This window comes from Bradyrhizobium sp. AZCC 1610 (genome assembly GCF_036924515.1).
GTDB lineage: Bacteria > Pseudomonadota > Alphaproteobacteria > Rhizobiales > Xanthobacteraceae > Bradyrhizobium.
The window spans coordinates 317,298-340,753 of record NZ_JAZHRR010000001.1 but is presented as its reverse complement, the minus strand read 5'-3'; the positions used below and the strand labels follow the sequence as shown (position 1 = coordinate 340,753).

The following is a 23,456-nucleotide window of genomic DNA, read 5'->3' as shown; positions in this document are numbered from 1 at the left end:
CACAGCTAGGGGCCCCTTGCAATTTCGCAAGTGACGCTGGCGCAATTCCAACGTGCTTTCCGTTCCGCCAGACACCACCTGTCGGACAACGGAAGCGAGATGAGGAACACAGGATGACGCCGATCCAGCTTTGCAGCGAAGCATGAAGCCGCTGCCCCAAGCGCAATGATCGATCAACCTTCAACAGATCAACCTTCAAAATATGGGAGTTGAGAAATGGGTGCTCCGTCCCCCGAACTTTGCAATCTCTGGCTGGCACGCGCGTTCAATGCGCAGGACGTTGACGCCGCGGCGGCGATGTACCATCCCGACGCCTCGATCGTTCAGGTCGACGAAGTCCATGGCGGCAGCAGCATTGCGCGCGGCGCCGACGGCATCCGCCAGACGATGGCGGCCTATGTCGGATTGAAGCCGCACATGGATGTCGTGACCCATCACACGACGGTCTCCGGCGAGTTCGCAATGACGCGGTCGCAATGGCTGATCAAGGGCACCGGCGAAGACGGCAAGCCGACCGAGGTGCATCACCACGGCATGGAGGTTCACCGCCGGTTGCCCGACGGCACCTGGGTGTTTTTCATGGATCATCCCTTCGGTGCCGATCCGGAATGGGCGGTCAAAGCTCCGCCGCACACAGAATAGTCGGGCCTGTTATACTCAAGCCTGTGCAAGCCAGCCGGAGGATTCGACAATGCAAGAACTTGCAACGCTCGCCAGCATCGTCGCCGCGCTCAGCGTTGGGGTGATCAGCCCCGGGCCCAGCTTCGTGATGGTGGCCCGTGTGGCTGTCGCATCAAGCCGAATCCGGGCGCTTGCCACAGCGCTGGGTATGGGCGCTGGGGGCGCCATCTTCGGCGCGGCGGCACTCCTCGGGCTGCAGAGCGTCCTGCTGGCGGTGCCGGCGCTCTATGCAGGGCTCAGGGTTCTGGGAGGTCTGTATCTTTGCTACCTCGGTTTTCTCATATTTAGGTCTGCGCAGCGGCCTGTCGCTGTCGTCGCTGATGGCGGCAGGGGCAGCAGCGGGCCGCTGCGCGCATTCTGGCTGGGCCTCACAACACAGGTGAGCAATCCGAAGACTGCCATCGTCTATGCAAGCGTGTTCGCCGCTTTTCTCCCCGCGTCCTTCTCGCCGGGGTTCGCTGCGGCGCTGCTTGCCGCCGTGTTTCTCGTCGAGTCTGCCTGGTACGCATTGGTCGCCCTCCTCTTCTCGTCGTCAGGCCCGCAACGGGCCTATCTGTCGTACAAGTCCTGGATTGACCGAGCGGCCGGTGCGGTCATGTTCGCTCTCGGCCTGAAGCTCGTGACGAGCGCGACTAGGCCGTAGATGCCAGTGTGGCTGCTCATCACGATGGATTGACCGCGAATATCAGGCACCGGCGGGGCGAGGAACCGAGGCTTTTTCTCGGGGCACGGCGCCGAACCCGCGTTCCCTTTGCTGGATAAGGCCCGGAACGCTCTTCACAATCCCGTCACGCTGCCTGTAGTATGCAAGGCGCATGCTGCTTCGCAGCTAACATGGGGGTCAGGAGCGTTACTTGAACGCACACGTCTCGCAGGGCGGTTGGCCGGTACTGGTGCTGAACGCGGATTTCCGGCCGCTGAGTTATTACCCGCTGTCTCTCTGGTCGTGGCAGGACGCGATCAAGGCGGTGTTTCTCGATCGCGTCAACATCGTCGCGCATTACGACCGCGCGGTGCACAGCCCGAGCTTCGAGATCCAGCTTCCGAGCGTGGTCTCGCTGAAGTCGTTCGTCAAGCCGACCACGCATCCCGCCTTCACCCGGTTCAACGTCTTCCTGCGCGACCGCTTCGTCTGCCAGTACTGCCACGCGCATGACGACCTCACCTTCGATCACATCATCCCGCGCAGCAAGGGCGGCCAGACCACCTGGGAGAACGTGGTCGCGGCCTGCTCGCCGTGCAATCTGCGCAAGGGCAATCTGACACCGCAACAGGCGCGGATGTTTCCGAGACAACACCCGTTCGCGCCGACGGTGCATCAACTGCATCGGAACGGCCGATTGTTTCCGCCGAACTATCTGCACGATAGCTGGCTGGATTATTTATACTGGGACACCGAGCTCGATCCGTAGGATTCGCGCCACGGATTTATCGCGCCATCCATCGGTTGGCCTTCGGTTCAAGCCGGCAACGACGTCAACACAGATGCGTTCCGTCCCCGAAGGCACACGCGCCATAGTGAAATTGAATCTCCGGTGATTGGCGCGCCACTGCGGGCCCGCCAGTCACCTTGCGGTTTATTTAGATTTGATAGTCCATGTCGGCCATGCTCGCGCCCGGTGCTGTCGGCGGGGCCTTCTGCTTCTTCGGGAGTTCAGCAACCATTGCCTCCGTGGTAACCAGCAGGCCCGCCACCGAAGCGGCGTCCTCGAGGGCCGTGCGCACCACCTTGGTAGGATCAATAATGCCCTTTGACATGAGGTTACAGAACTCACCCGTCTGGGCATCAAATCCGAAGGCGTATGTATCCTTGTCCAGGATCTGCCCGACCACGAGCGAGCCATCCTCGCCCGCGTTGATCGCGATCTGGCGCGTCGGCCACGACAGCGCTTTCTTCACGATCTCGACGCCGTAGCGCTCATCCTCGTTGGCTGCTTTAAGCCTATCGAGGGCCTTGACGGCACGCAGCAGGGGAACGCCGCCGCCGGGCAAAATGCCTTCCTTGACTGCAGCGCGGGTGGCATGCAGCGCGTCGTCGACGCGATCCTTGCGCTCCCTCACCTCGACTTCGGTGGCCCCGCCGACGCGGATCACCGCGACACCGCCGGCGAGCTTGGCGAGCCGCTCCTGGAGCTCCTCACGATCATAGTCGGAGGTGGTCTCTTTGATCTCGGCCTTGATCTGGGCAATGCGAGCCTCGATATCGGTCTTCTTGCCGCCGCCGTTGACGATCGTGGTATTCTCCTTTTCGATCCTCACCCTCCTGGCGTGGCCCAGCATATTGGTGGTCACGCTCTCCAGCTTGATGCCGAGATCCTCCGAGATCATGGTGCCGCCGGTCAGGATGGCGATATCCTGAAGCATCGCCTTGCGGCGATCCCCGAAGCCGGGCGCTTTTACCGCCGCGACTTTCAGTCCGCCCCGCAGCCTGTTCACGACAAGGGTGGCAAGCGCCTCGCCCTCCACATCCTCGGCAATGACGAGCAGCGGCTTGCCTGACTGCACGATCGATTCGAGTAGCGGCAGCAACGGCTGCAGTCCCGACAGTTTCTTCTCATGGATCAGGATGTAGGGGTCTTCGAGTTCGACCCGCATCTTCTCGGCGTTGGTGACGAAGTAGGGCGAGATGTAGCCACGGTCGAACTGCATGCCCTCGACCACTTCGAGCTCGGTCTGCAGCGACTTGGCCTCCTCGACGGTGATGACGCCGTCGTTACCTACCTTCTTCATGGCGTCGGCCAGGAAGCGGCCGATCTCGGCATCGCCATTGGCCGAAATGGTTGCCACCTGAGCGATCTCGTCGTTCGACGTCACTTTCTTCGAGTTTTTCTCGATATCATCGATCAGCGTATCGATAGCACGGTCGACACCGCGCTTGAGGTCCATCGGATTCACGCCTGCGGCGACGGCCTTCGCACCCTCTTTCACGATCGCCTGGGCGAGCACGCTGGCAGTCGTGGTGCCGTCGCCAACGCGATCCGATGTCTTCGACGCCACCTCGCGCACCATCTGCGCGCCCATGTTCTCGAACTTGTCGTCGAGCTCGATCTCTTTCGCGACGGTCACGCCATCCTTGGTGATGCGTGGCGCACCGAACGACTTTTCGATGACGACGTTTCGTCCTTTCGGACCAAGCGTGACTTTCACCGTATTGGCGAGAATGTCGACGCCGCGCAGCATCTTCTCGCGGGCATCGACCGAAAACTTGACTTCCTTGGCAGCCATGGTCTTGCTCCCTACGATACTATTCCTCGGTTGCTCATTACATCGGGGGGCTTTCAAGCGGCCTTGCGACTTGCGCCGGACCACCCAGCACGCCCATGATGTCGTTTTCTTTCATGATCAAATATTCGGTGCCGTCGATCTTGACCTCGGTGCCCGACCATTGCCGAACAGCACGCGATCGCCCACCTGAAGATCGATCGGAACCTACAGCATGCGACTTAGGTGGGGCAGAGTTGCGCTGCAAGGGGCTTGCAAAAAATGACCGGCAGCTTCGGGCGACCGGCCGTTCCAGGAACAAACGGCTCCACGCGCCTGTTATGTTATTGCCTGCCGCACAGGACCGCCGCGCCATTGCGGGGCGCGCCTCCTGAGCAGGCTTGAAAGCAACCGACGGTTCGTGGAGGCGCAGCCGTGCTTACCGCGCCTGTACATCAATTGCGCCCGTCGCCGCACGTCGTCGTGGTCGGAAACGAGAAGGGCGGTTCGGGTAAAACCACAATCGCGATGCACGTCGCCGTTGCGCTGCTGAAGGCCGGCCAGCGCGTCGCAACCATCGATCTCGATGGCCGGCAACGGTCCCTCACCCACTGTATCGAGAACCGGCGCGGCTGGGCGCGGCGGAGCCAAGCCGATCTGGAGCTGCCGACGCATTTCTGCATCGCACGCGTCGAAGGCCCCATGGTGGAGGAAAACGAGGCTGCCGAATTCTCCGATTTCCAGCGAGCCGTTGCCGCTGCGCAGGATCGCCACGACTTTGTCGTGATCGATACGCCTCCGCATGACAGCTACCTGATGCGGCTCGCCCATTCGATCACAGACACCCTGGTGACGCCGCTGAACGACAGTTTTCTCGACCTCGACGTGCTGGCGACACTCGATCCGGTTACGTTGACGGTCACCGGGGTCGGCCATTACGGCGAGCTGGTGCGCGAGATACGCCGCCATCGCCGGCCGGTTGACGGCGCCCTCATCGATTGGGTCGTCGTGCGCAACCGCATTTCGGCGCAACGATCATCTACCGCCCCGGTTCTTTGCGGCTGCTTGCAGGAACTGGCCCTCAATGCAGGTTTCCGGGCCGCGACTGGCTTTCAGGAGCGCGCGATTTATCGCGATCTTTTTCCACGTGGGCTCACCGCGCTGGACCAGCTATGGGAGACAATGCCCGACACCGACGGGGAGGAGCCATCTCGTCTCCTAGCGCGCGGCGAGGTCCAGGGCCTGCTCGAGGCGTTGAAGCTGCCAATCAACGATGGTGGTCGCCGCCGCGCAGCGCTTCGCGCCGAATGGTTTGCTTCTCACGATAGCCCGCTGGACACCGATATCCTGGCCGGTCCGTAAACTGCGAAACTATCACGGTGGAACTTGCGGTCAAAAACCTCGTGAGCGCCGGGAACGACCGCGCGCGGTGTGGGTTCGGTTGTTCGGCTGCAAGCCGTAACAAGTGAAGGAGATTGCGGAACATGACAACGAGATCGCGCATTTGCTCGACGGCCGGCCTGGCGATCGCCGGTTTGTTGGCCTTCGGCGTCACCGGTGCATCGGCACAGGCAATCTATGTCGATAGATATGCCGACTATGTCGATAGATATGCCGACCCCTATCCGGTAGCAGTGGCTCCGAGGAGCGCTTACGTCGCACCCGCGCCAGTTATCGGGGCACCGCCGATTGTGCGGCCAAGCACCGTTGTGGTGAGCCGTCGGGCCTATGTGCCGGCCCCCGCATTTGGCGCGCCGGTGCCCATCGACTACGCACCCTACGGCAACATTGTCGTTTCTGACTGGTGAGCCGATCGCGTAGACGCCCGCGCAGGAAGGCCCCGCCGAGGCGGGGCCTTTTCTTTTCGCGGTCTGCCTCGCAGCGCGCTGATCCCTTGCGGTCGAACATCGCGCTGCTGTGCGTCGGAAATGGCAACCGCAGGAGCGGTGGGCCGAATTCGATCAGCGGACCACCAACGATCCATGTTCGGGCAAATGCGCTCCGACCCAGCACGCATGCTCCGGCCTCTCTTCACTCCGCCATCCAATTCTGTCACGATACTTCTGAGGCACTCGCCTCATCAGAACCACAAGAGCGGCATCAACGCCCCCAACGGAAACGCCCTATGCTCATTCCCATCGCCGACGTGCCACGCTGGTATGCCGAACGGAAACCGAAGGACACCATCGCGGTCAGTCACGGCGCCGATGCCATCACCTGGGAGCAGCTCGAGCGCAACGCCAACCGACGCGCACGTGCGTTCGCCGCCAAGGGCGTCAAGCCCGGCGATTTCGTCGCCATCGGGCTGCCCAACAGCAATGTGTTTTTCGAGACCACCTTTGCGGTGTGGAAATGCGGCGCGACGCCGACGTCGCTGACCTGGCGGCTGCCGCGCGGCGAGGCCGCCGCCGTGCTCGACATTCTCAAGCCGTCCTTGGTGGTCGGCGGCCAGCCGGACTGGAACGCGCCGAATTCGCTGCCGGCCGATTTCGTGCCGGACGGCTTTTCCGACGAACCAGTCGACAACCCGGTGGCGCGCTACTGGAAGGCGATGACCAGCGGCGGCTCGACCGGTCGGCCGAAAGTGATCCTCGATCACAAGCCTGCCGTGATCGATACCGCCGGACCGGCGGCGCTCGGCATGGCACTCGGCGCTTCCCTGCTCAACCCCGGCCCGCTCTACCACAACGCCCCCTTCATCGTTTCGCACACCGCGCTGTTCAACGGCGGACGCGTCACCGGCCTCGTCAAATTCGACGCCGAGGAATGCTTGCGCCTGATCGAGGCCAGCCGGGTACAGTGGGTCAATTTCGTGCCCACCATGATGCACCGGATCTGGGCGCTGCCCGACCAGGTGCGCAACCGTTACGACCTGTCGAGCCTGCAGATCGTGTTTCACATGGCCGCGCCGATGCCGCCATGGCTGAAGGAAAAATGGATCGAGTGGCTGGGGCCCGAACGCATCTACGAACTCTATGGCGGCACCGAAGCACAGGGCGCCACGATCATATCGGGCGTTGAATGGCTCGAACACCGCGGCTCGGTCGGTAAGATCGGCGAGACCGCGCGCCTGCGCATCATTGGCGAAGACGGCAACGAGGTCGCCACCGGCGAGACCGGCGAAATTTATTTCCTGCCCAATGACGGCGCCGGCTCCACCTATCACTATCTCGGCGCCGAGCCGAAGCGCCGCGCGGATGGTTGGGAATCGCTCGGCGATATCGGCCGGCTCGATGCGGAAGGCTATCTCTATCTCGGCGACCGCCTCGCCGACATGATCCTGCGCGGCGGCGCGAACATCTATCCGGCGGAAGTCGAGGCCGCGGTGACGGAACATCCCGAAGTGCGCTCCTGCGTCGTCGTCGGCCTGCCCGATCCGGAATTCGGGCAGCGCGTGCACGCCATCCTCGAACTCGACGGCAGCACGGACGCGCAGGCCGTGGCCGACGGCATGGCCGCGTTCCTGGCCGACCGCCTTAGCCGCTACAAGCATCCGGAAAGTTTCGAGGCCGTCACCGTCGGCCTGCGTGACGATTCCGGCAAGGTCCGCCGTACCTTGCTGCGCGACGAACGCGCTGGCTGGCTGAAGGACAACCGCGATTTCCGGGTCATGCCGTCGGGGGCAAGGGCGAAGGTGGGTTGACCCTCAATTGCCGCGGAACATTTGTGAATCTGCCCTCTTATGAGTCGCGTGACGGCCCATTTTAGGGGACACTTTCAAGACGGCCGTTTGCAGCATAGATTGTCATGAATTTCCCGCGCTTTCGCCTTGCCCCGAAGCGCGCCGGTTCGCCAGGAGACCATCCATGCCCTCTTTGACCGAATGGAGAGTGCCGCCCGCAAACCAGCCGCGCCCGGGCGACTACGCTTTCGACCTCGACAAAACCCTGTCGTCGGTGGTCGGGCTGCATTCGATCATCCCGTCTGACGCCTTCAGCGCGGAGACGCTCGGCACCGAACGCGCCGGCAATGGCGTAGTGATCGATAACGGGCTGGTGCTGACGATCGGGTATCTTATCACCGAGGCCGACGCGGTGTGGCTGCATCGGAGCGACGGCCGCGTGGTGGAAGGCCATGCGCTCGGCTTCGATTTCGAGTCCGGCTTTGGCCTGGTGCAGGCGCTCGGCGACCTCGATCTCGAGCCGCTGCCGCTCGGTTCTTCCGCCGCCGCCCAGATCGGCGATCGCGTGGTGGTCGGCGGCGCCGGCGGGCGCACCCGCTCGGTCGCCAGCCAGATCGCGGCCAAGCAGGAATTCGCCGGCTATTGGGAATACCTGCTGGATGAGGCGATCTTCACCCATCCCGCGCACCCCAATTGGGGCGGCACCGGGCTGATCTCGGGTCGCGGCGAACTGATCGGCATCGGCTCGCTGCAGCTCGAACGCGAGCGCGAGGGCAAGGCCGAGCACGTTAACATGATCGTGCCGATCGACCTGTTGAAACCGGTGCTCGACGACATCAGGAAATTCGGCCGCGTCAACAAGCCGGCGCGGCCGTGGCTCGGCATGTACACCACCGAAATCGACAACCGCGTCGTGGTGGTCGGCATCGCCAGCAAGGGACCGGCAGCGCGCGCCGAGCTCAAGACGGGCGACGTCATCCTCGCGGTCAACGGCGACAAGATCACCAGCCAGACCGGCTTCTACCGGAAGCTTTGGTCGCTCGGCGCCGCCGGCGTCGACGTGCCGCTCACGGTCTACCACGAGGGCGTCACCTTCGACGTGGTGCTGAGCTCGACCGATCGCGCCAAGCTGTTGAAGGCGCCGCAGCTGCATTAGGACAGGGAATGCGTAATGAGTGAGGCCGTGGTGGACGACATCGTGGCCGTGCTGCCGCCGCTGTTGCAATCGCTGGAAGCCCTGGGCTTCGTCGCGCGCTACCTCAATCCGCCGGACTTCGACCGCGTGATGGAAACGGCCGGCAAGCCGGACGTCGCGCTGCGCGCGATCCGGCCGCGGCTCGAGCAATGGCCCGCGGGTTTCGCTGACATCAAGACGCCGCTCGAAACAGCAAGCGATGCGGCGCTCGCTGCGTTCGAAGCCTTGCGCGTCGTGCAAAGCGGCCATGGCGATTTCGTCAGCCTGTTTCGCGCGCTGCGTTACGTCCCGCGCGCGCAGGAAGCGCTCTACGCGCTGTCGGCAAGATTGCCGCCGGTGAACCAGTTCTTTGTCGATCCTGCACTGCGCGACGACACCGATCTCGCGGCGCGGCTGGCGGCGCCGGCCAACCCAAACACCGGCGTCTTCCACAACCAGAACGAGCCCGGCAGCCGCGGCGGCTTCTCGCTCTACGTGCCGGAATATTACACGCCCGACCGCGCATGGCCGCTGGTGATGGCGCTGCACGGCGGCAGCGGCACTGGCCGCGGCTTCCTCTGGAGCTGGCTGCGTGACGCCCGCAGCCGCGGCGCGATCCTGGTCGCACCGACCGCCACCGGCAGCACCTGGGCATTGATGGGCGACGATACCGATACGCCGAACCTCATGCGCATCCTGGAAGCCGTGCGGGCGCGCTGGAACATTGATTCAGAGAGAATGCTGCTGACCGGGATGAGCGACGGCGGCACGTTCTGCTACGTGACGGGGTTCGATGGCGCCTCGCCTTTCACCCATCTCGCGCCGGTGTCGGCGACATTTCATCCGCTGATGGCGGAAATGGCCGATGCCGACAGGTTGCGCGGCCTGCCCGTTCATATCGTGCACGGCCGGCTCGATTGGATGTTCCCGGTGCAGGTGGCGCGGCAGACCAGCCAGGCGCTGTCGGCCGCGGGTGCCAAGGTCACCTATCGCGAGCTCGACGATCTCAGCCATACCTATCCGCGCGAGATGAACGCGGAAATCCTGCAGTGGCTGGGCGGCGAAGGCTAACCGCCTGAAGGCGCTGCCGACACAATCTCGTCGGAATTTCTCTCTATTCGTTGAAACACTCAGCAACAGCGTGGGGGCGTTGATCAGAACGGTTCATTGAACCGCGACAGGATACGTCATGCCCACGAACACCGGCCTCACCGCTCCGGCGGCCACGGCGCGAGCCTCCAATTCGCTGCTTCTCTCGAAGGGCGTCGCGCGCCTCGAAATCACGCTGAAACTGACCACCGCGATCCTGGCGCTTGCGGCTGGGGTCTACACCTATCTCGGTGTCCGCGAGCTGCTCAACGGCAGCCCGACCACGGTGTTCTTCGCCGCCGTGATCTATTCGGTGGCGGTCTCGGTCGGCATCTACGCCTTCTGGATTTTCCTCATGCAGTTCATGCCGCATGTAGTGGATCGTACCGGGCGCGCGCTGATGTTCGGCTGCATGCTGCTCGGGTCATTGATGATCGTGGCGATGTCGTCCTGGCTCAACGCCTCGGCGCTCGCGGGCGCGGCCGCGATCCAGCAGCATCTCGCCATCACGGTCCAGAACTACACCCGCGACCTCGATACCGCCAACAGCAACGCCATCGCGGCGCAAGGCTTGCTGCCAGATATCCAGTTGGCCTCATCGCGGTTTTCCAGGCTAGCCGACGCCGAGCGCGCCGGCTCGCTCACGGGCACCGCGGGCTCCGGCACTGTCGTGCAGCTTCTGACGCAAATGTCCGGGCAACTCGACAGTCTCGGTCAGGAGGTCCAGGCGTCAGGCAAACGCGTCTCGGCATTGTTCGAACAGGGCGGCAAGCATCTGACGAAGATGCGCGAACTGATTTCCGACCGCGGTCCGATTTCGACGCGCAGCGACGCTTTCGCCACCGAGTCGCTGGCGCTCAGCGGCGTGATCACCAACCTGCAGCAGACCTCGGTGGCACCCGCCGTCAAGCGTGCGGCGACGTCCCTGTCATCCGGCTTCATCGCGCCAGCCGCCGGCGGCCGTACCACCGACCTCGCGGACCGGCAGACCGCCGTGGTCGGCAAGGTCGAGAGCTCGATCGCCGCGCAGGCGACATCACTCGCTGAGGCAGCCGACAAGATACTGGCATTGCCGCGCGTCGAGCCGGTTCGGTTCCAGACCATGTCGCCCGCCGAAGCCGTGCTTCGCTACGCCGGCGATTTCATTCCGAGCTGGGCGGGCGCGATCTCGATCGACCTGATGCCGGCCGTGCTGGTGCTGATCCTGTGCGTCGTGCACGCCGCGATCCGGCGCGAGGGGTTGCCGGCCTTCAGTGCCTCCGGCATGACGGCGGGCGAACTGGTCGCGGCGTTGCAGATGGCGCGCCAGGTCGAGGAAGCGCGGCGCGTGGCGCAGCCCGATGTTGTTGAATCCGCTGGCGACGAGCCTGCGCCTGATGCTGCGACGGCAGCCGAGGAAAACGTCACCCCGCTATCGTCGGCACGGCATACCAAATAGGTGTCGTCATGCAGCCATCCGCGACGTTTCAACAGCGCATTCATGCTTTCCTTGCAGCCAATCCCGACGAGGCGATCCTGCGCTTTATCTTTCGCAGCGTCGTCACCGTCACGATTCTCGTGCTCGCGGCCGATCTTGCCGGCATGAACGGTTGGATCGGCACGCCCGATTCGGCCGCCGAGGTAAGCCACGATACGCCCTCGCCTGGCCTCCCCGACATCGTGCCGTCAATCCTGGCGCCGCTCACGCCCGACGGCGGCAAACGCCTGACGCCGCGGCCGCAGGCAGATGGCGTGATGGCCAAGCCGATGACGTTCGAATTGGCGGGCGGCGGCAAGCTGATGGCGACCGGCACCATCACGCCGGGGATTTCCGAAGCATTCGCCGCCGAAGTCTCCAGGCGTGGCGACTACATCAAGACCGTGGTGCTGAACTCGCCGGGCGGCTCGGTCGCCGACGCACTGGCGATGGGGCGGCTCATTCGCGACAAAAATTTCGCGACCGAGATCGAGCCCGGGAAATACTGCGCGTCATCCTGCCCGCTGGTGTTCGCGGGCGGCGTGGAGCGCCGCGTCGGCGACAAGGCGATCATCGGCGTGCATCAGGTGGCGGCGATCGGTTCAGCAGGCGGTCTGCCACGCGACGAGATGAACGTGGCGCAGAATATTTCCGCGCGCTGCCAGCGCTATCTCGGCGACATGGGCGTCAACTTGCAGGTCTGGGTGCACGCGATGGAAACGCCGCATGACAAGCTCTTCGTGTTCAAGCCGGATGAATTGAAGTCGCTCAATCTGGCGACGGCAGCGGCGGCGGTCCCTTCCGCCACCGCCCCCCGTCCCGCGCCTGCCAAGGTGCGTTCGTAGGCCGCGGAACCTTCCTCCGGGCACTGCGTTATCAGCCGGTCACGGAGGAATTGCCATGCGGACGTTTGTCGGGATGATTTTGGGTGCGCTGCTGCTGGTTCTCGGCGTCTATGTCTACGATTCCATGCGGACATCGAGCGTCGCCAGCGGCCAGGTCGCGCAGGCCAACCGCACCCTCGTCAACTGGGATGTCGCAGCAGAGGACTGGAAGGCGCTGAAAACGCGCGCCCATGAGGACTGGGTCAAGATTTCGTCGCGATAGTTTCCTGCGGGATCATCACAACATTCAAACGCCGTCGTCTCGGGCGACGGCGTTTTGATGCGCGCTAGTTGCTCTTCTTCGCCTTGCGCGCGTCGGCAATCACCATCTCGAATTCCGCCATGTTCAGGATGCCCGGCACGCGGAACTTGCCGACGATAAAGGACGGCGTTCCCTTGAATCCGAAGGCCACCGCCTGATCGTGGTTGCGGGCGAGGATGGTGTCGATCGCCTTGGCGTTGGTGGTGGCGTCGCGGTTGAGCCGATCCATGTCGATGCCGGCGCCGGCCAGCAACTCGCGGATGCGCGGTTCGGTCAGCCGCGAACTGACGCCGATCATCGCCTCGTGCGCGGCCATGTACTTGCCCTGATACTTCGCCGCCAGCGCCATCCGCGCCCCGAACTTCGAGACCTCGCCAAGGATCGGCCAATCTTTCAGCACCAGGCGAACCTTGCCGTCGTCCTGCACCACCTGCTGGATTTCGGGCGCGATCTTGCGGCAATACGGGCAATTGTAGTCGAACCATTCGACGATGTTGATGTCGCCGTCGGGATTGCCGGCCGCGGGCACATCGGGGTCGCGCAGCACCAGCGCTTCCGTCAGCACGTCGTCGCCGCCTTGCGCGAACGCCGATCGCGACGCCGCGCCGGCGCCGAGCAGCGCAGCACCGCCGCCAAGCAGGCCGAGCGCCTTACGACGTGTGCATCCCGGGTTGGCCCCGGCCGGATTGTTCGATCGCTTCATATGGGTCTCGCGAAGGGCTGCCATTTCCCGTCTACGGCTGAGATAGGGATATGTTACGCGCCAGCATATAGAGCGCCACCGCAATAATGACCACGGCGAACACGATATTGAGCGCGCCGCGGCGCTCGGCGAGGTGCCGCGCCGCACGCGTGCCGGCCAATCCGCCGGCGATGCCGCCCGCCACGAACAGTCCTGCCAGTGCCCACGAGACCAGGCCCGACCAGGCATAGCTGGCGGCCGTGGTCAGGCCGAACGCGGTGACCGCGACCAGCGAGGAGGAGACCGCGTTCATGATCGGCATGCCGGTCGCCAGCATCAGGGCCGGCACGATCAGGAAGCCGCCGCCGATGCCGAAGAATCCCGATATCGTCCCGGTCGCGAGGCCCAGGCCGACGATGGCCGGCATGTTCGACATCGAGACCTTGACGTCAGGCAGGCCGATCCGCGAACGCGTCTTCAGCATCAACAGCGCGATCACGATCATGACCAGCGCGAACAGCGCCAGCAGCTTCTGGCCGTCGACCATCTTGCCAAGGATCGACCCGCCGAAGGCGCCGGCCATGCCGGCCACGGCGAAGATCAGCGCGCAGGACCAGATCACGGTGCCGCCGCGCGCATGGTTGGACAGGTTAATCGCGGCGTTCGCAGCCACCGCGATCGCGCTGGTGCCGATCGCGACATGGGGCTCCGCCACGCCGACCACATAGACCATCAGCGGCACGGCGAGGATCGAGCCGCCGCCGCCGACCAGGCCGAGCGAGAATCCGACCAGCATCCCCGACGCCAGTCCCAGCACGCCTTGCGCGGCAGAGATGATCAAGTTGACAGACTCAATTGCACGGCGGGACCATAGAAGGATTTTTCACGCCCCGCCATGCCGATAGCATAAATATGCACCGCAGCAGGGTCAGGCCGGCATGTGCGCCCTGTCCGTCGCGGCGTCCTCACGGGGAGCCAGTGCCATCAGCGTGCCGCTCATGGTCGCGATCAAGGTCTCGGCCCCGTCATGCGCCGCATAGGCGCGGGCCTCGCACACCGTCAGCGTGCGGCCGGGCTTGACGACGGTGGCGCGGAAGGCGAACCGCTCGCCGCGCGCGGGCGCCAGCAGGTTGGTCTTGAATTCCACCGTGAGAATTCCCGCGCCCGCCGGCATCAGCGTAAACGCCGCGATGCCGCAGGCATTGTCGAGACCTGCGGTGATGATCCCGGCATGGATGAAGCCGTGCTGCTGGGTGAGGTCGGACCGATAATCCATCGCGAGATCGACCTCTCCTGGCTCCACTCGGGTAATCGAAATGCCGAGCGTCTTCATCGCCCGCTGCTGCTCGAACGTGTGAAACGCGATCGCGCGGTAATCCGGGTTCTTCGGCTGGAAGCGCGACATGCGGTTCACGCCATCGCCGGTTCGAGATGCTTTTCAGCCGCGTTACGGATCGCGGGCGCGAAGGGCGTCGACTTCCGCGCCTGCCGGTCCATGTGGACGCCGTCCGTCTCCATCGTTCGCTCCCGCCTTTTAATATTGATACGGTAGCGTATCAGACCTCGTCCGGGTTAGCAATACGGTACCGTATCAACAGTCGGTGAGGCCGGACCATGAGCGACGCCAAGGGAGAAGCGCGAACCGGAGAGGCGCGAACCGGCGAGGTGCGCAGCGAGAGCTGGATCGAGGCCGGTTTCGAGGAAATCGCCAGGTCCGGCGTCGAGGGGGTGCGGGTCGAGGTGCTGGCCAAGAAACTCGGCGTCACCAAGGGCGGCTTCTACCGCCGCTTCCGCGACCGCGCGGCCCTGCTCGAGGCCATGCTGCAGCACTGGAGCGCGGGCCGCATCGCCGCGATCGAAAAGCAGACCAGCCTCGACGGCGCAACCGCGCGCGAGCGGCTGAAGGCGCTGATCGCGCTCTATTCCGAGCGCATGAATACCGAAGGCATGGCGGTTGAGCTCGCGATCCGGCAATGGGCCCGGTCCGACGAGCTTGCCGCCAACGCGGCGGCAAGCGTCGATGCCGCGCGGCTGAAGAATGTCGGGCATCTCTATCGCGCCACCGGCCTGCCGGCGGAGGAAGCCGACGCGCAGGCGTTCCTGTTCTATTGCTTCGTGTTCGGCCAGAGCCTGCTGTTTCTCGAACGGGGCCCGCGCAAGCGCGCGCAACTGGTGGCGAAATCGGCCGAAACATTGCTCCGCGAATGGTAGGCGCGGCCGAAATTTCCGGCCGCGCCCGCTTCCGTTGCTGGCTAGGCCGCGCCCTTCAGCTTCTTGGTGCATTCGCTGTAGTAGCCGCCGCCCTTCTGGATCCACTTCATGCCGCCATTGGCGTTGGTGGCCTTGTTGGCATTGTACTGATCCACGCAGGTGTGCATGCGGGCCTTGCCGGCGGTCTCCTTGGAATATTTCGGATCGACGGCGCTCGGATAGACCGCAGGTCCTGCCGGAGCAGCAGGCGCCGCAGCTTGCTTTGCAGCTTCCTTGGCTTCCTTCCTGGATTCTTTCTTGGCGGCTTCCTTGGGCTCGGCGGCGGGGGCCGCGACCGCCGGTGCGGCCGTAGCGTCGGCGCCGCACTGGGCTTTCCGGAAGTCGTTCCACTTCTGGCCGCCGAGCGTGCCGGCTGATTTGGCGGCCTGGTATTTGGCGCTGCATTCCTGCGCGGTCAGGGCACTCGCCTGCGACGTCATCGCCAGCGCAGCCAAACCCGACATCGCAATCGCGCCCAGTATTCTTGCTTGAATAGTCATCCCTGGTCTCCTTGGAGAAGTCATCTGCGAGCGCCATCCTAGCGCAACCTCAGCTTGCGGCAACGTGCAGAACGATCCTCCGGTAAAATTTTTGTGGCGACCCGTTCAGCTTCATTCACCTGTGGTTCAGTATCGCAGCGCGACGGTTGCGCCCTGGTTTTCAATCCGAGGTGCCCCATGACGAAGATCTCCTCCCTTGCCGCCGCGACCGCCGTGGCTTCCCTTCTGTTGATGGGCGCCGCGTCCGCACAGACCACGGCTCCGGCCAAGACCGAGACGACCAAGACCGAGGCGACCAAGACCGAAACCAAGGCGCCGGCGGAAAAGAAGGCCGGGAAGCCGCGCACTGCCGCCTCGCTCGAATGTTCGAAGGAAGCCGATGCCAAGGGGCTTCACGGCAAGGAACGCAGGAAATTCCGCTCCGAGTGCAAGAAGGCCGCCGCCGAAAAGGCGAAGTAACCGCCCGCCCTCCTGCGTGAGGACCGTAGCGGGACCTTCCGCATTTTTTATGACGCCGACGGGCCATCGCCGCCGCCGCCGCGCATTGCTGCAATCGCGTGGCGCATTTGTACGTCGATGGCGGATTTGCCATAAGGCGGCGTGAGCCTGATCCCCGCTTCGTTTTCCTCCGCCGTTGCCGACCGCGCCAAAATTTTCGGCACGCTCGAGACGCTCGTCATCGGCGCCGCCGGCGGCCTGCTGTTTCAGTGGCTTAACCTGCCGGGCGGGCTGATCTCCGGCGCGATGGCCGCCGTCGGCATCGCCGCACTGGCGGGGCGACCGGTCACCATGCCGCCGATCCTGACGCAGACCGTGCTGGTGCTGCTCGGCATCACGCTGGGCTCGCTGGTGTCGCGGCAACTGATCCAGCACATGAGCGCCTATCCGCTGACCATCGGCCTCTTGGCGCTGGCGACATTCTGCTCGACCTTCGGCTCGAGCTTCTATCTGCAGCGCGTGCACGGCTGGGACCAGACCTCGGCGCTGCTCGCCGGCAGCCCCGGCGCGCTGTCGCAGATCACCATGCTCGCCGCCGAGAAGGGCGCCGATGTCGCCGCGATCGCCGTGGTGCAGACCATGCGCGTGATCATCCTGACCGCCGCGCTGCCGCTGGTGCTGGCGTTTACCGGGATTGCGCCGACGGCGCCGGTAGAGGTGGCCAGCCTTATCGCCTCGCCGCTCGAACTCGCTGTGCTGGCCGCCGCGGCCATCGCCGTCGCGCTGCTGCTGCGGCTGGCCAAATTTCCGGCGAGCTGGATGTTCGGCGCGATGATCGCCTCCGCCGTGCTGCACGGCACCGGCCTGATCGAGGGCGGCCTGCCGCCCTGGATGCGCGGCGTGGCGCTGGTCGGCATCGGCGCCGTGATCGGCACGCGGTTCGCGCGGATCAGCAAGTCGACGCTGCTCAGCCACATCAATGCCGGGCTCGGCTCGTTCGCCGTCGCGATTCTCATCTCCGCCATTTTCGTCACCGTGATTCTGCTGGCCACCAACGTGCGCTTCGCCGACGTCGTGGTCGCCTTTGCACCGGGCGCGATGGACGCCATGCTGGCTCTGGCGCTCACGCTGCATATCGATCCGATTTTCGTCGGCGCCCATCATCTGTCGCGCTTCGTGTTCGTCTCGATTACCACGCCGGGGATCATTCATCTGTTCGGCCGTCCGCAGGAGGATGTGGACGATTAGGGTGGCCGGCATTGCAAGCGGATTTCGTAGGATATGACTTCGCGATCTCGCGGCGCGTTGCGCCCGAGGTTTGCTATCAACTTCCCGCCCTCTTGATCAGAGGGCGCAGGGAAGACCGGGTGCTTGCTGCACCCGCGGTCCCGTGTGCGATTTGCGCAAACAAAAGTGCACACGAGCATACAGGGCAGCGGGAGCATTCCGGCCTTCCCTGCGCAATGGCTTTACGGCTTACTTCGTGCTCTTCCCGGAGAACGGCTCTTTTGCCTCCGTCGCCGGCGGGACACTTCCCGCCAACTTAGCGCCAGCACCGCGGCGCCCGAACCACACGACTTCGCCGTACGCTTAAGGCGCGTACGTCTAGCGCGCCATCTGCGTCCACCGCATCTCACCGCACGTTCGTGACGATCGCGAAGCGCCCCTCATCTGCCGTGAGACGGGCGGAGTTATGCCGATGATTTGGGTGAGAACGAAAGCGGAATATTTTTGTGCGAGGGGCTGGACAGGTTTTGACTGATTTGCCTGTCGTGCCAGTTTGTCGCAGCCACCGTCTCAACATCGTCATTGCGAGCGCAGCGAAGCAATCCATAGCGCAACTTGCGGAGACGTGGATTGCTTCGCTGCGCTCGCAATGACGGCTGGAAGCGCCCGGCCTACGCGGCCCGCTTGGCCGACACGATGCCCCACACGGCGATCGCCGCCATCGCCAGCGAGATCAGCGCGTTGTAGCCGGCAAGCGAGAGGCCGAGGAAGCGCCATTGCACCTCGTCGCAGCGGATCACCTTGACGCTGTCGAGCCGCTGCAGCAGCGTGCCGGCGCTGCCGAGATCGGCGATGGGGCCGGAGCAATCGGTCGGGCCCTGCCAGAACTGCCACTCGACGCCGGCGTGATAGCCGCCGAGCCAGGCATTGGCTAACGCTGCGAGCAACAGCACCGCAAACCCGGCCAGCAGCATCGGCCGCGGCGCCCCGCGCGAAGCGGCAAACGCCACCACCAGGGCGAGCGGCAGGGCCAGATAATAGGCGTAGCGCTGTTCGAGGCAGAGCGGACAGGGACGGATATCCAGCACGAGCTCGAAGAACCAGGCGCCCGCCAGCGTCGCGGCCGCGACAGCCGCAATCGCCAGCGCCGCGACGGCCGCCGGATCGGCGGCATGGCGCACTGGCCGGGATTGGGCGGCTTCAGATGTCACGGACGTTCTCCGGAGCATAGGTCCATGCTCAAATTAGGCATCAGCCTCCTATCCCGCCACCGCCGAGGTGTCGAGACGCACCACAATCACTTCAGCGCGGGTTGACCCGGAAGCGCCGCCCGCTATATTCCGCCGGCTTCGCCGCACCGGCCTCCCGGCCCGCGACCGAAGGCCCCTGTGGCGGAACTGGTAGACGCGCTCGACTCAAAATCGAGTTCCGCAAGGAGTGCTGGTTCGATTCCGGCCAGGGGCACCAACAAGGCTGTTCAAGCCCGTTCTAAAGCGTCCGCAACCGTTCGCGCAGTGCTCGGAAACCCTTGAAAAATAGGCACTTCCGCGTACATCGGTGTTCGTCACCGTTTGTTCTCATGCGATCCCAGCCGTCCGATTTGTTGGCATTTTTGTTGGTATCGTGTTGGTATCGGGAGAACAAACGTTCACGGCGACTTTCGCTATTCCGAACGAAGGAATTGAGCAGATGGCCCGCAAGAACGACGGCGCGTGCGCCAACCCCAAGCAGATCAGGACTGACGTCGACTGCCGCGCCGCCCGACCGAAATTCGACAACGGCGCGTGGAGCCCCACCAAGATTTCGGATGTGACTGGCGGCGGTCTCTATCTCTTCGTCACGCCGGACAAGAGCAGACCAGGTAACGCGGCCTCCAAGCTGTGGCGGATGAGCTACCGCTTCCATAGCCGTCAGAAAACCTACTCCATCGGCCCTTACGGCAACGGCAAGGATGGCACATTCTCGCTCGCCGACGCGCGGCGCGACCGCGACAAGGCGAAAGACCTGCTCAAGGAAGGCAAAGACCCGAGCACCGAGAAGCAGCTCGACAAGCACAGGCAGGCGGCAGCCCGGCCTTTCGAGCAATGGGCCGACGAGTGGCTCGCGAAGAAGAAAGTGGAGAAAGTCAAACGCGGCAGGATCGTCGCGGTGCGCGACCCCAAGACCATCGAGGTGCTCGAGCTGCGCGTCGGCTACGTCAAGGCTCGTTTCGGCAAGCTGTGCAGGCAGGACATCAAGCGTCCGGACGTGCTCGCGTTCATGCGTTCATACGAAGCCGAGGGAAAGCTGGAAACCCGCGACCGCGTGCGCAGCATCGGTGAGCAAATCTGCGACTATGCCGATGTCGAAGGCGACGGCTACAATCCATTCCGCAACCTGAATGGGCAGATGATTGCCAACATTTCGACGCCGCGTCCCGGCGTCACCGAACCACGCGACGTGACGCGCGTGTTCAAGCTCATCAGCGCACCGTGGACGAGAGCGAGGTTTAGTGACGTTGTTGGCCTTGCCTTGCGCTTCGATGCGCTGACCATTCCCCGCCCCGGCATGGTCAATGAAATGGAGTGGAGCGAGGTCGATTGGGATGCCGAACGCTGGACTATTCCAGCCGCCAAAATGAAAACCGGTTGGGACCATGTCGTGCCTTTGTCACGGCAGGCAGTAGCAATCCTGCGCAGCGTTCAGAATCTGACCGGGCATCGCCGGTACGCGTTTTCCTGCTCGAAGGACGCGCCGCTATCAAACAACACGCTCAACAAACGCTTGCGGCTGCTTGGCATTGACACCAAGACTGACCATTGTGCCCACGGATTCCGGACCACGTTCTCGACCCTGTCTCACCACGAAGAGATCAAGGACGCTAAGGCATGGGATGGCGATGTCATCGAGCTGCAGCTCGCGCATCTCGATAACTCTACTGTGGAAGGTCTCTACAAGAAGCACGGACCGCTCGCGCTGATCGGCTCGCGCACGAAGCTGATGCAGCATTGGGCTGATCGAATCGACCACTGGCTCGATCCCAAGAAGGTGATGCCGATCAAGGGAAGAGCGGAGGCTTGAGTCGCCTATCATCAGGCTGGTGGTGCGGATGTGCTTGGGGCCGAGGCGCCTGCAGGCCTTCTGGAAAGCAAAGGATTTGTAGCACGAGCCGTTATCGGTCATGACGCGCTCGACCGTCAGGCCCGAGCTTCGCGCCGAAGGCGCCCGCCTGTAGCATACGCGTCGACCTCATCCGTGTTGCGCGGAGCTGGGTCGTCGCCGCGCCCGTGGGGTATCAGCTCCGCCATCAGCGAACGGCCGTCTAGGAGACTTTGGTCGCTGCAATTTTTTGAAAACACGCTCAATAGCTTACTGAAATAGCGTCAGTGCGGTTGTCCATTCACAGCCTTGCTACTCATCACAAGTACTTGGGGCCGTCGATTGCCTCGTTCGTCGGCAGAAGGCGACCTTGCGCATTTATTGAGCGCGACTTTACAGCGCGTAAAACGCGCACCGAACGCTCAAACGAAATGCTTCTCAACGGCGAGACAGGTCTATGAGCTGCAATCCAATCCTTGCCTTCGCGGCGGCCTTCAGGAAAATGACCGGCGAGACCCCGAGCGATTGGCGGCGCCGCATGCGCTAGCGGCAGTAAGCGAAATGTCTCTCGGAAATGTCTCTCAATGCGAGGACAGGTCCATGAGTTACAAGCCAGTGACGCGCGATCTTCCGCAGAAGAATGAGCCGGACATTTCCGAGACGCCCCAGCGCGGCCTGACGATCACCGAGCGAGGTCCTGCCGATGCGGAGATGACCAGGGTGCTCAAGACGAGACCCTTAAGCATGGCGTCGGACTCGTCCAGCGGCGCGATCACCTTCTGGAGGCATGATCCCCTGCACGACGTCGTCCGGCCGATGGCCGATCACGTCATCATGGCTTTCCCTGCCGAGCCGGTGCGGTTCGAGCGCCGCGACGGGAAAACGTTTGTGAATGGAATGACGCGTCCCGCAACCGTGACGGTCATTCCGGCCGGCTCAAGCTCACGATGGGACATTTACCAACCCTTGAGTGTCGTTCAGCTTTACCTTCCGCTGACAACGCTCAAGCGCATTGCCCACGAAGCTGGCACAAGCACTCCCGGCGATCTTGTGGAGCGAACGGCGCATCCCGACCCCATTACATCCCGATTGCTGCTGAGCGCGGCCGACGCCCTCGAAGGCAGCGCGGCGTTGGACGCGCTGTTCAGGCACCAACTGACGGATCTTCTGGCCACGCGCCTCCTCGCGGCGCACACCGGCTCACCTGCAACGTTCCGGCCGATCATGGGCGGGCTATCGCCCAGAGTGCTGGGCCGCGCCATCGAACGGCTGCGTTCGGACAGCGATGCGGACGTCTCACTCGCGGCGCTGGCGTCCGATGCCGGTCTGTCGCGCTTCCACTTCTGCCGTGCATTCAAGGAAAGCACCGGGCTCTCACCGCATGCCTGGCTGCGCCAGCACCGGCTCGAGCAGGCCATGAACATGCTGCGCGACACCGATGTGTCAGTCGTCTCGGTCGCAACCGCGCTTGGCTATTCCTCCCAGACCGCTTTTGCCGCGGCGTTCCGAAAGCTGACCGGTGAAACCCCGAGCGATTGGCGAAGACGCATGCGGTGAACATCTTCTTCGCCCGTGGCGAGAAGCGATGTTTCCCGGCAACGGGCGGATGATTTCGGCAAAGATGCCATAACCGATCTCAAGTGCAGCATCGAAAGGAAACAGGAGATGAAGACATTTCTCAGCATCGGAACGGGCCCGGGGATCGGTTTCGCGACCGCCGAACGCTTTGCCAAGGAAGGTTTCCAGGTGGTTTTGGCCGCTCGGAGCATCGCCAAGACGCAAGAGCTGGCTGAAAAGATGGTAAAAAAGGGCTACAGGGCAAACGCTCGCAAAGTGGACTCGATCGATCCGAAGGGCGTCGCGGAACTGGTCGCGGAAGTTCAGAAGCAGCACGGCTCAATCGACGTGTTGCACTACAACGCCGCATCCGCGCGCAAGGCGACCCTCTCTGAGCAGCCGCGCGACAGCTTCAATGATGATCTCGCCGTGAACATCGGAGGGGCGCTTGTCGCCGCTCAGGCTGTCGCTCCGAAGATGGAAGAGCAAAAGTCCGGTGCGATCCTGCTGACGGGAGGTGGCTTCGCACTGGCACCCAGCCCGGACTATCTTTCGATCAGCATCGGCAAGGCGGGTATTCGCGCTTTGGCTCACGGACTTTTCGAGCCGTTCCGGGAAAAGGGAATTCACGTCGCAACAGTGACTGTCTGCACCTTTGTTTCCCCGGAATCGAAGGAGGCCTCATCAGTGGCCGAACACTTCTGGTGTCTGTACAGCCAACCGAAGGATTCCTGGACCGCCGAAACGAACTACGCCCCCGCGAGCGCATGACACCAGAGAAGCGATGAACGTGCTACCGACGAATCCATCGTTTCGATTGCGGCCGCGCTTGGCCATTCGTCGCAGACCGCTTTCGCTGCGGCGCTCGGAAAGCTGACCGGGCAAAGCGAGCGATTGGCGGAGCGCAGGCGTTAACAGCAATCGCTCTACAGGTACGGCAATCGCTCTGGCGCAGCCGCAGCTCCTATCCGCTAGATCATCACAGTTCCCACATCCAACCGGATGGAGAAAAAGATGATCTGGAAAAGCATCGTCAGCCCCTCTGCGATCGCGCCGGCCTCTGCGCGCTGGTCCGCGATGTCTGGTTTTGCCAGCAAGACGGCCGAGACAGTCTCCGACTTCGCCGGCGTCGTTCACAACCTGGTTATGGATATACGCGACAGCTACCGGCCCGAACTGCACTACATGCGTGGCCCCGGTCCGAAATGGCGCGCCAAGCATCAGCCTTGGCCAAGATTCGATTCTGCCCCAAGCGATTGGCGTGAGCGCATGCGTTAGCAGCAATAGCTCGCTAGGTACGGCAATCGCTCTGGCGCAGTTGCAGGCCTGATCGGCTAGATCATTACCATGTCACA

At 63.5% G+C, this 23,456-nt stretch carries 24 protein-coding genes, 1 tRNA gene and 3 pseudogenes; 20 read left to right on the top strand and 8 right to left on the bottom strand.

Translation table 11 applies throughout. The features are described 5' to 3' along the window. The first annotated feature begins 216 nt into the window (after nucleotides 1–216). From V1279_RS01690 to V1279_RS01680, 3 genes are all read left to right on the top strand, one after another. Nucleotides 217–642 carry a YybH family protein gene (locus V1279_RS01690; protein WP_334431846.1) on the top strand — a complete coding sequence of 142 codons (426 nt, stop codon included), beginning with the start codon at nucleotides 217–219 and terminating at the stop codon, nucleotides 640–642. A gap of 49 nt (nucleotides 643–691) precedes the next feature. Beyond that, the gene (locus V1279_RS01685) at nucleotides 692–1,324 is read left to right on the top strand and encodes a LysE family translocator (protein WP_334431845.1); all 633 of its coding nucleotides are present in this window, start codon (nucleotides 692–694) and stop codon (nucleotides 1,322–1,324) included. Nucleotides 1,325–1,535: 211 nt separating this feature from the next. Then, on the top strand, nucleotides 1,536–2,093 hold the full coding sequence (locus tag V1279_RS01680) for an HNH endonuclease (protein ID WP_334431844.1): 558 nt from the start codon (nucleotides 1,536–1,538) through the stop codon (nucleotides 2,091–2,093). 169 nt (nucleotides 2,094–2,262) lie between these two features. On the opposite strand, the gene groL is transcribed toward V1279_RS01680, so the two are convergent. After that, entirely contained in the window at nucleotides 2,263–3,906 is a 1,644-nt protein-coding gene (gene groL / locus V1279_RS01675) for a chaperonin GroEL (RefSeq protein WP_334431843.1), read from the bottom strand. A gap of 37 nt (nucleotides 3,907–3,943) precedes the next feature. Next, nucleotides 3,944–4,092: pseudogene (locus V1279_RS01670) on the bottom strand (hypothetical protein); the annotation flags it as partial. Nucleotides 4,093–4,317: 225 nt separating this feature from the next. Here V1279_RS01670 and V1279_RS01665 point away from each other — a divergent pair. The 8 genes from V1279_RS01665 to V1279_RS01630 all read left to right on the top strand — a co-directional run bounded on the left by V1279_RS01665 (nucleotide 4,318) and on the right by V1279_RS01630 (nucleotide 12,330). After that, nucleotides 4,318–5,244: a division plane positioning ATPase MipZ gene (locus V1279_RS01665; RefSeq protein ID WP_334431842.1), complete on the top strand. Its 927-nt coding sequence runs from the start codon at nucleotides 4,318–4,320 to the stop codon at nucleotides 5,242–5,244. A gap of 122 nt (nucleotides 5,245–5,366) precedes the next feature. Then, entirely contained in the window at nucleotides 5,367–5,690 is a 324-nt protein-coding gene (locus V1279_RS01660) for a hypothetical protein (protein ID WP_334431841.1), read from the top strand. A gap of 317 nt (nucleotides 5,691–6,007) precedes the next feature. Continuing rightward, entirely contained in the window at nucleotides 6,008–7,525 is a 1,518-nt protein-coding gene (locus V1279_RS01655; protein ID WP_334431840.1) for an AMP-binding protein, read from the top strand. 163 nt (nucleotides 7,526–7,688) lie between these two features. Then, a complete protein-coding gene (locus V1279_RS01650; RefSeq protein ID WP_334431839.1) occupies nucleotides 7,689–8,660 on the top strand; it encodes a S1C family serine protease in 972 nt (323 codons plus the stop codon). Between the two features lie 15 nt (nucleotides 8,661–8,675). Beyond that, entirely contained in the window at nucleotides 8,676–9,749 is a 1,074-nt protein-coding gene (locus tag V1279_RS01645) for a phospholipase (RefSeq protein WP_334431838.1), read from the top strand. 118 nt (nucleotides 9,750–9,867) lie between these two features. Next, nucleotides 9,868–11,205, top strand: a complete 1,338-nt coding sequence (locus V1279_RS01640) for a hypothetical protein (RefSeq protein ID WP_334431837.1) — start codon at nucleotides 9,868–9,870, stop codon at nucleotides 11,203–11,205. 8 nt (nucleotides 11,206–11,213) lie between these two features. After that, complete coding sequence (locus tag V1279_RS01635) at nucleotides 11,214–12,068, top strand: hypothetical protein (RefSeq protein WP_334431836.1); 855 nt, start codon at nucleotides 11,214–11,216, stop codon at nucleotides 12,066–12,068. A 55-nt stretch (nucleotides 12,069–12,123) separates the two neighbouring features. Next, a complete protein-coding gene (locus V1279_RS01630; protein WP_057854639.1) occupies nucleotides 12,124–12,330 on the top strand; it encodes a hypothetical protein in 207 nt (68 codons plus the stop codon). Between the two features lie 64 nt (nucleotides 12,331–12,394). On the opposite strand, the gene V1279_RS01625 is transcribed toward V1279_RS01630, so the two are convergent. The 3 genes from V1279_RS01625 to V1279_RS01615 form a co-directional block, all read right to left on the bottom strand. After that, nucleotides 12,395–13,072 carry a DsbA family protein gene (locus V1279_RS01625; protein ID WP_334431835.1) on the bottom strand — a complete coding sequence of 226 codons (678 nt, stop codon included), beginning with the start codon at nucleotides 13,070–13,072 and terminating at the stop codon, nucleotides 12,395–12,397. A 31-nt stretch (nucleotides 13,073–13,103) separates the two neighbouring features. After that, nucleotides 13,104–13,889: a sulfite exporter TauE/SafE family protein gene (locus V1279_RS01620; RefSeq protein WP_334446151.1), complete on the bottom strand. Its 786-nt coding sequence runs from the start codon at nucleotides 13,887–13,889 to the stop codon at nucleotides 13,104–13,106. 90 nt (nucleotides 13,890–13,979) lie between these two features. After that, entirely contained in the window at nucleotides 13,980–14,456 is a 477-nt protein-coding gene (locus tag V1279_RS01615) for a PaaI family thioesterase (RefSeq protein WP_334431834.1), read from the bottom strand. Between the two features lie 209 nt (nucleotides 14,457–14,665). Here V1279_RS01615 and V1279_RS01610 point away from each other — a divergent pair, with 209 nt between their 5' ends. Then, complete coding sequence (locus V1279_RS01610) at nucleotides 14,666–15,262, top strand: TetR/AcrR family transcriptional regulator (RefSeq protein WP_334431833.1); 597 nt, start codon at nucleotides 14,666–14,668, stop codon at nucleotides 15,260–15,262. 41 nt (nucleotides 15,263–15,303) lie between these two features. On the opposite strand, the gene V1279_RS01605 is transcribed toward V1279_RS01610, so the two are convergent. Beyond that, the gene (locus V1279_RS01605) at nucleotides 15,304–15,801 is read right to left on the bottom strand and encodes a hypothetical protein (RefSeq protein WP_334431832.1); all 498 of its coding nucleotides are present in this window, start codon (nucleotides 15,799–15,801) and stop codon (nucleotides 15,304–15,306) included. A 177-nt stretch (nucleotides 15,802–15,978) separates the two neighbouring features. On the opposite strand from V1279_RS01605, the gene V1279_RS01600 reads away from it, so the two are divergent. Continuing rightward, nucleotides 15,979–16,260, top strand: coding sequence for a PsiF family protein (locus V1279_RS01600; protein ID WP_334431831.1), 282 nt, complete (start codon nucleotides 15,979–15,981; stop codon nucleotides 16,258–16,260). Between the two features lie 141 nt (nucleotides 16,261–16,401). After that, nucleotides 16,402–17,487, top strand: a complete 1,086-nt coding sequence (locus V1279_RS01595) for an AbrB family transcriptional regulator (RefSeq protein WP_442894720.1) — start codon at nucleotides 16,402–16,404, stop codon at nucleotides 17,485–17,487. A gap of 650 nt (nucleotides 17,488–18,137) precedes the next feature. Here V1279_RS01595 and V1279_RS01590 read toward each other — a convergent pair. After that, the gene (locus tag V1279_RS01590; RefSeq protein ID WP_334431830.1) at nucleotides 18,138–18,677 is read right to left on the bottom strand and encodes a disulfide bond formation protein B; all 540 of its coding nucleotides are present in this window, start codon (nucleotides 18,675–18,677) and stop codon (nucleotides 18,138–18,140) included. Between the two features lie 171 nt (nucleotides 18,678–18,848). Between V1279_RS01590 and V1279_RS01585 the strand changes: the two genes are divergently transcribed. Together V1279_RS01585 and V1279_RS01580 are read left to right on the top strand one after the other, a co-directional pair. Next, nucleotides 18,849–18,933: transfer RNA gene (locus V1279_RS01585), tRNA-Leu, on the top strand. 90 nt (nucleotides 18,934–19,023) lie between these two features. Beyond that, nucleotides 19,024–20,526 (top strand): tyrosine-type recombinase/integrase, encoded by a 1,503-nt coding sequence (locus V1279_RS01580; protein ID WP_334431829.1) that lies wholly within the window; start codon nucleotides 19,024–19,026, stop codon nucleotides 20,524–20,526. A 21-nt stretch (nucleotides 20,527–20,547) separates the two neighbouring features. Here V1279_RS01580 and V1279_RS01575 read toward each other — a convergent pair. Next, nucleotides 20,548–20,655 (bottom strand): annotated as a pseudogene (locus V1279_RS01575) (IS481 family transposase); the annotation flags it as partial. A gap of 489 nt (nucleotides 20,656–21,144) precedes the next feature. On the opposite strand from V1279_RS01575, the gene V1279_RS01570 reads away from it, so the two are divergent. The 4 genes and pseudogenes from V1279_RS01570 (at nucleotide 21,145) to V1279_RS01555 (ending at nucleotide 23,379) form a co-directional block, all read left to right on the top strand. After that, a complete protein-coding gene (locus tag V1279_RS01570) occupies nucleotides 21,145–22,101 on the top strand; it encodes a helix-turn-helix transcriptional regulator (RefSeq protein ID WP_334446147.1) in 957 nt (318 codons plus the stop codon). 108 nt (nucleotides 22,102–22,209) lie between these two features. Next, a complete protein-coding gene (locus V1279_RS01565) occupies nucleotides 22,210–22,872 on the top strand; it encodes an SDR family NAD(P)-dependent oxidoreductase (protein ID WP_334431828.1) in 663 nt (220 codons plus the stop codon). 18 nt (nucleotides 22,873–22,890) lie between these two features. Continuing rightward, a pseudogene (locus V1279_RS01560) lies at nucleotides 22,891–23,002 on the top strand (AraC family transcriptional regulator); the annotation flags it as partial. Between the two features lie 113 nt (nucleotides 23,003–23,115). Then, complete coding sequence (locus V1279_RS01555; protein ID WP_334431827.1) at nucleotides 23,116–23,379, top strand: hypothetical protein; 264 nt, start codon at nucleotides 23,116–23,118, stop codon at nucleotides 23,377–23,379. The last annotated feature ends 77 nt before the right edge of the window (nucleotides 23,380–23,456 follow it).

Bases quoted from the DNA above. Each gene is read 5' to 3' on its own strand.
- V1279_RS01690 (WP_334431846.1), top strand. From the start codon at position 217: ATGGGTGCTCCGTCCCCCGAACTTTGCAATCTCTGGCTGGCACGCGCG.
- V1279_RS01685 (WP_334431845.1), top strand. From the start codon at position 692: ATGCAAGAACTTGCAACGCTCGCCAGCATCGTCGCCGCGCTCAGCGTT.
- groL (WP_334431843.1), bottom strand. From the start codon at position 3,906: ATGGCTGCCAAGGAAGTCAAGTTTTCGGTCGATGCCCGCGAGAAGATG.
- V1279_RS01660 (WP_334431841.1), top strand. From the start codon at position 5,367: ATGACAACGAGATCGCGCATTTGCTCGACGGCCGGCCTGGCGATCGCC.
- V1279_RS01655 (WP_334431840.1), top strand. From the start codon at position 6,008: ATGCTCATTCCCATCGCCGACGTGCCACGCTGGTATGCCGAACGGAAA.
- V1279_RS01650 (WP_334431839.1), top strand. From the start codon at position 7,689: ATGCCCTCTTTGACCGAATGGAGAGTGCCGCCCGCAAACCAGCCGCGC.
- V1279_RS01645 (WP_334431838.1), top strand. From the start codon at position 8,676: ATGAGTGAGGCCGTGGTGGACGACATCGTGGCCGTGCTGCCGCCGCTG.
- V1279_RS01640 (WP_334431837.1), top strand. From the start codon at position 9,868: ATGCCCACGAACACCGGCCTCACCGCTCCGGCGGCCACGGCGCGAGCC.
- V1279_RS01635 (WP_334431836.1), top strand. From the start codon at position 11,214: ATGCAGCCATCCGCGACGTTTCAACAGCGCATTCATGCTTTCCTTGCA.
- V1279_RS01630 (WP_057854639.1), top strand. From the start codon at position 12,124: ATGCGGACGTTTGTCGGGATGATTTTGGGTGCGCTGCTGCTGGTTCTC.
- V1279_RS01625 (WP_334431835.1), bottom strand. From the start codon at position 13,072: ATGAAGCGATCGAACAATCCGGCCGGGGCCAACCCGGGATGCACACGT.
- V1279_RS01615 (WP_334431834.1), bottom strand. From the start codon at position 14,456: ATGTCGCGCTTCCAGCCGAAGAACCCGGATTACCGCGCGATCGCGTTT.
- V1279_RS01610 (WP_334431833.1), top strand. From the start codon at position 14,666: ATGAGCGACGCCAAGGGAGAAGCGCGAACCGGAGAGGCGCGAACCGGC.
- V1279_RS01605 (WP_334431832.1), bottom strand. From the start codon at position 15,801: ATGACTATTCAAGCAAGAATACTGGGCGCGATTGCGATGTCGGGTTTG.
- V1279_RS01600 (WP_334431831.1), top strand. From the start codon at position 15,979: ATGACGAAGATCTCCTCCCTTGCCGCCGCGACCGCCGTGGCTTCCCTT.
- V1279_RS01570 (WP_334446147.1), top strand. From the start codon at position 21,145: ATGAGTTACAAGCCAGTGACGCGCGATCTTCCGCAGAAGAATGAGCCG.
- V1279_RS01565 (WP_334431828.1), top strand. From the start codon at position 22,210: ATGAAGACATTTCTCAGCATCGGAACGGGCCCGGGGATCGGTTTCGCG.
- V1279_RS01555 (WP_334431827.1), top strand. From the start codon at position 23,116: ATGATCTGGAAAAGCATCGTCAGCCCCTCTGCGATCGCGCCGGCCTCT.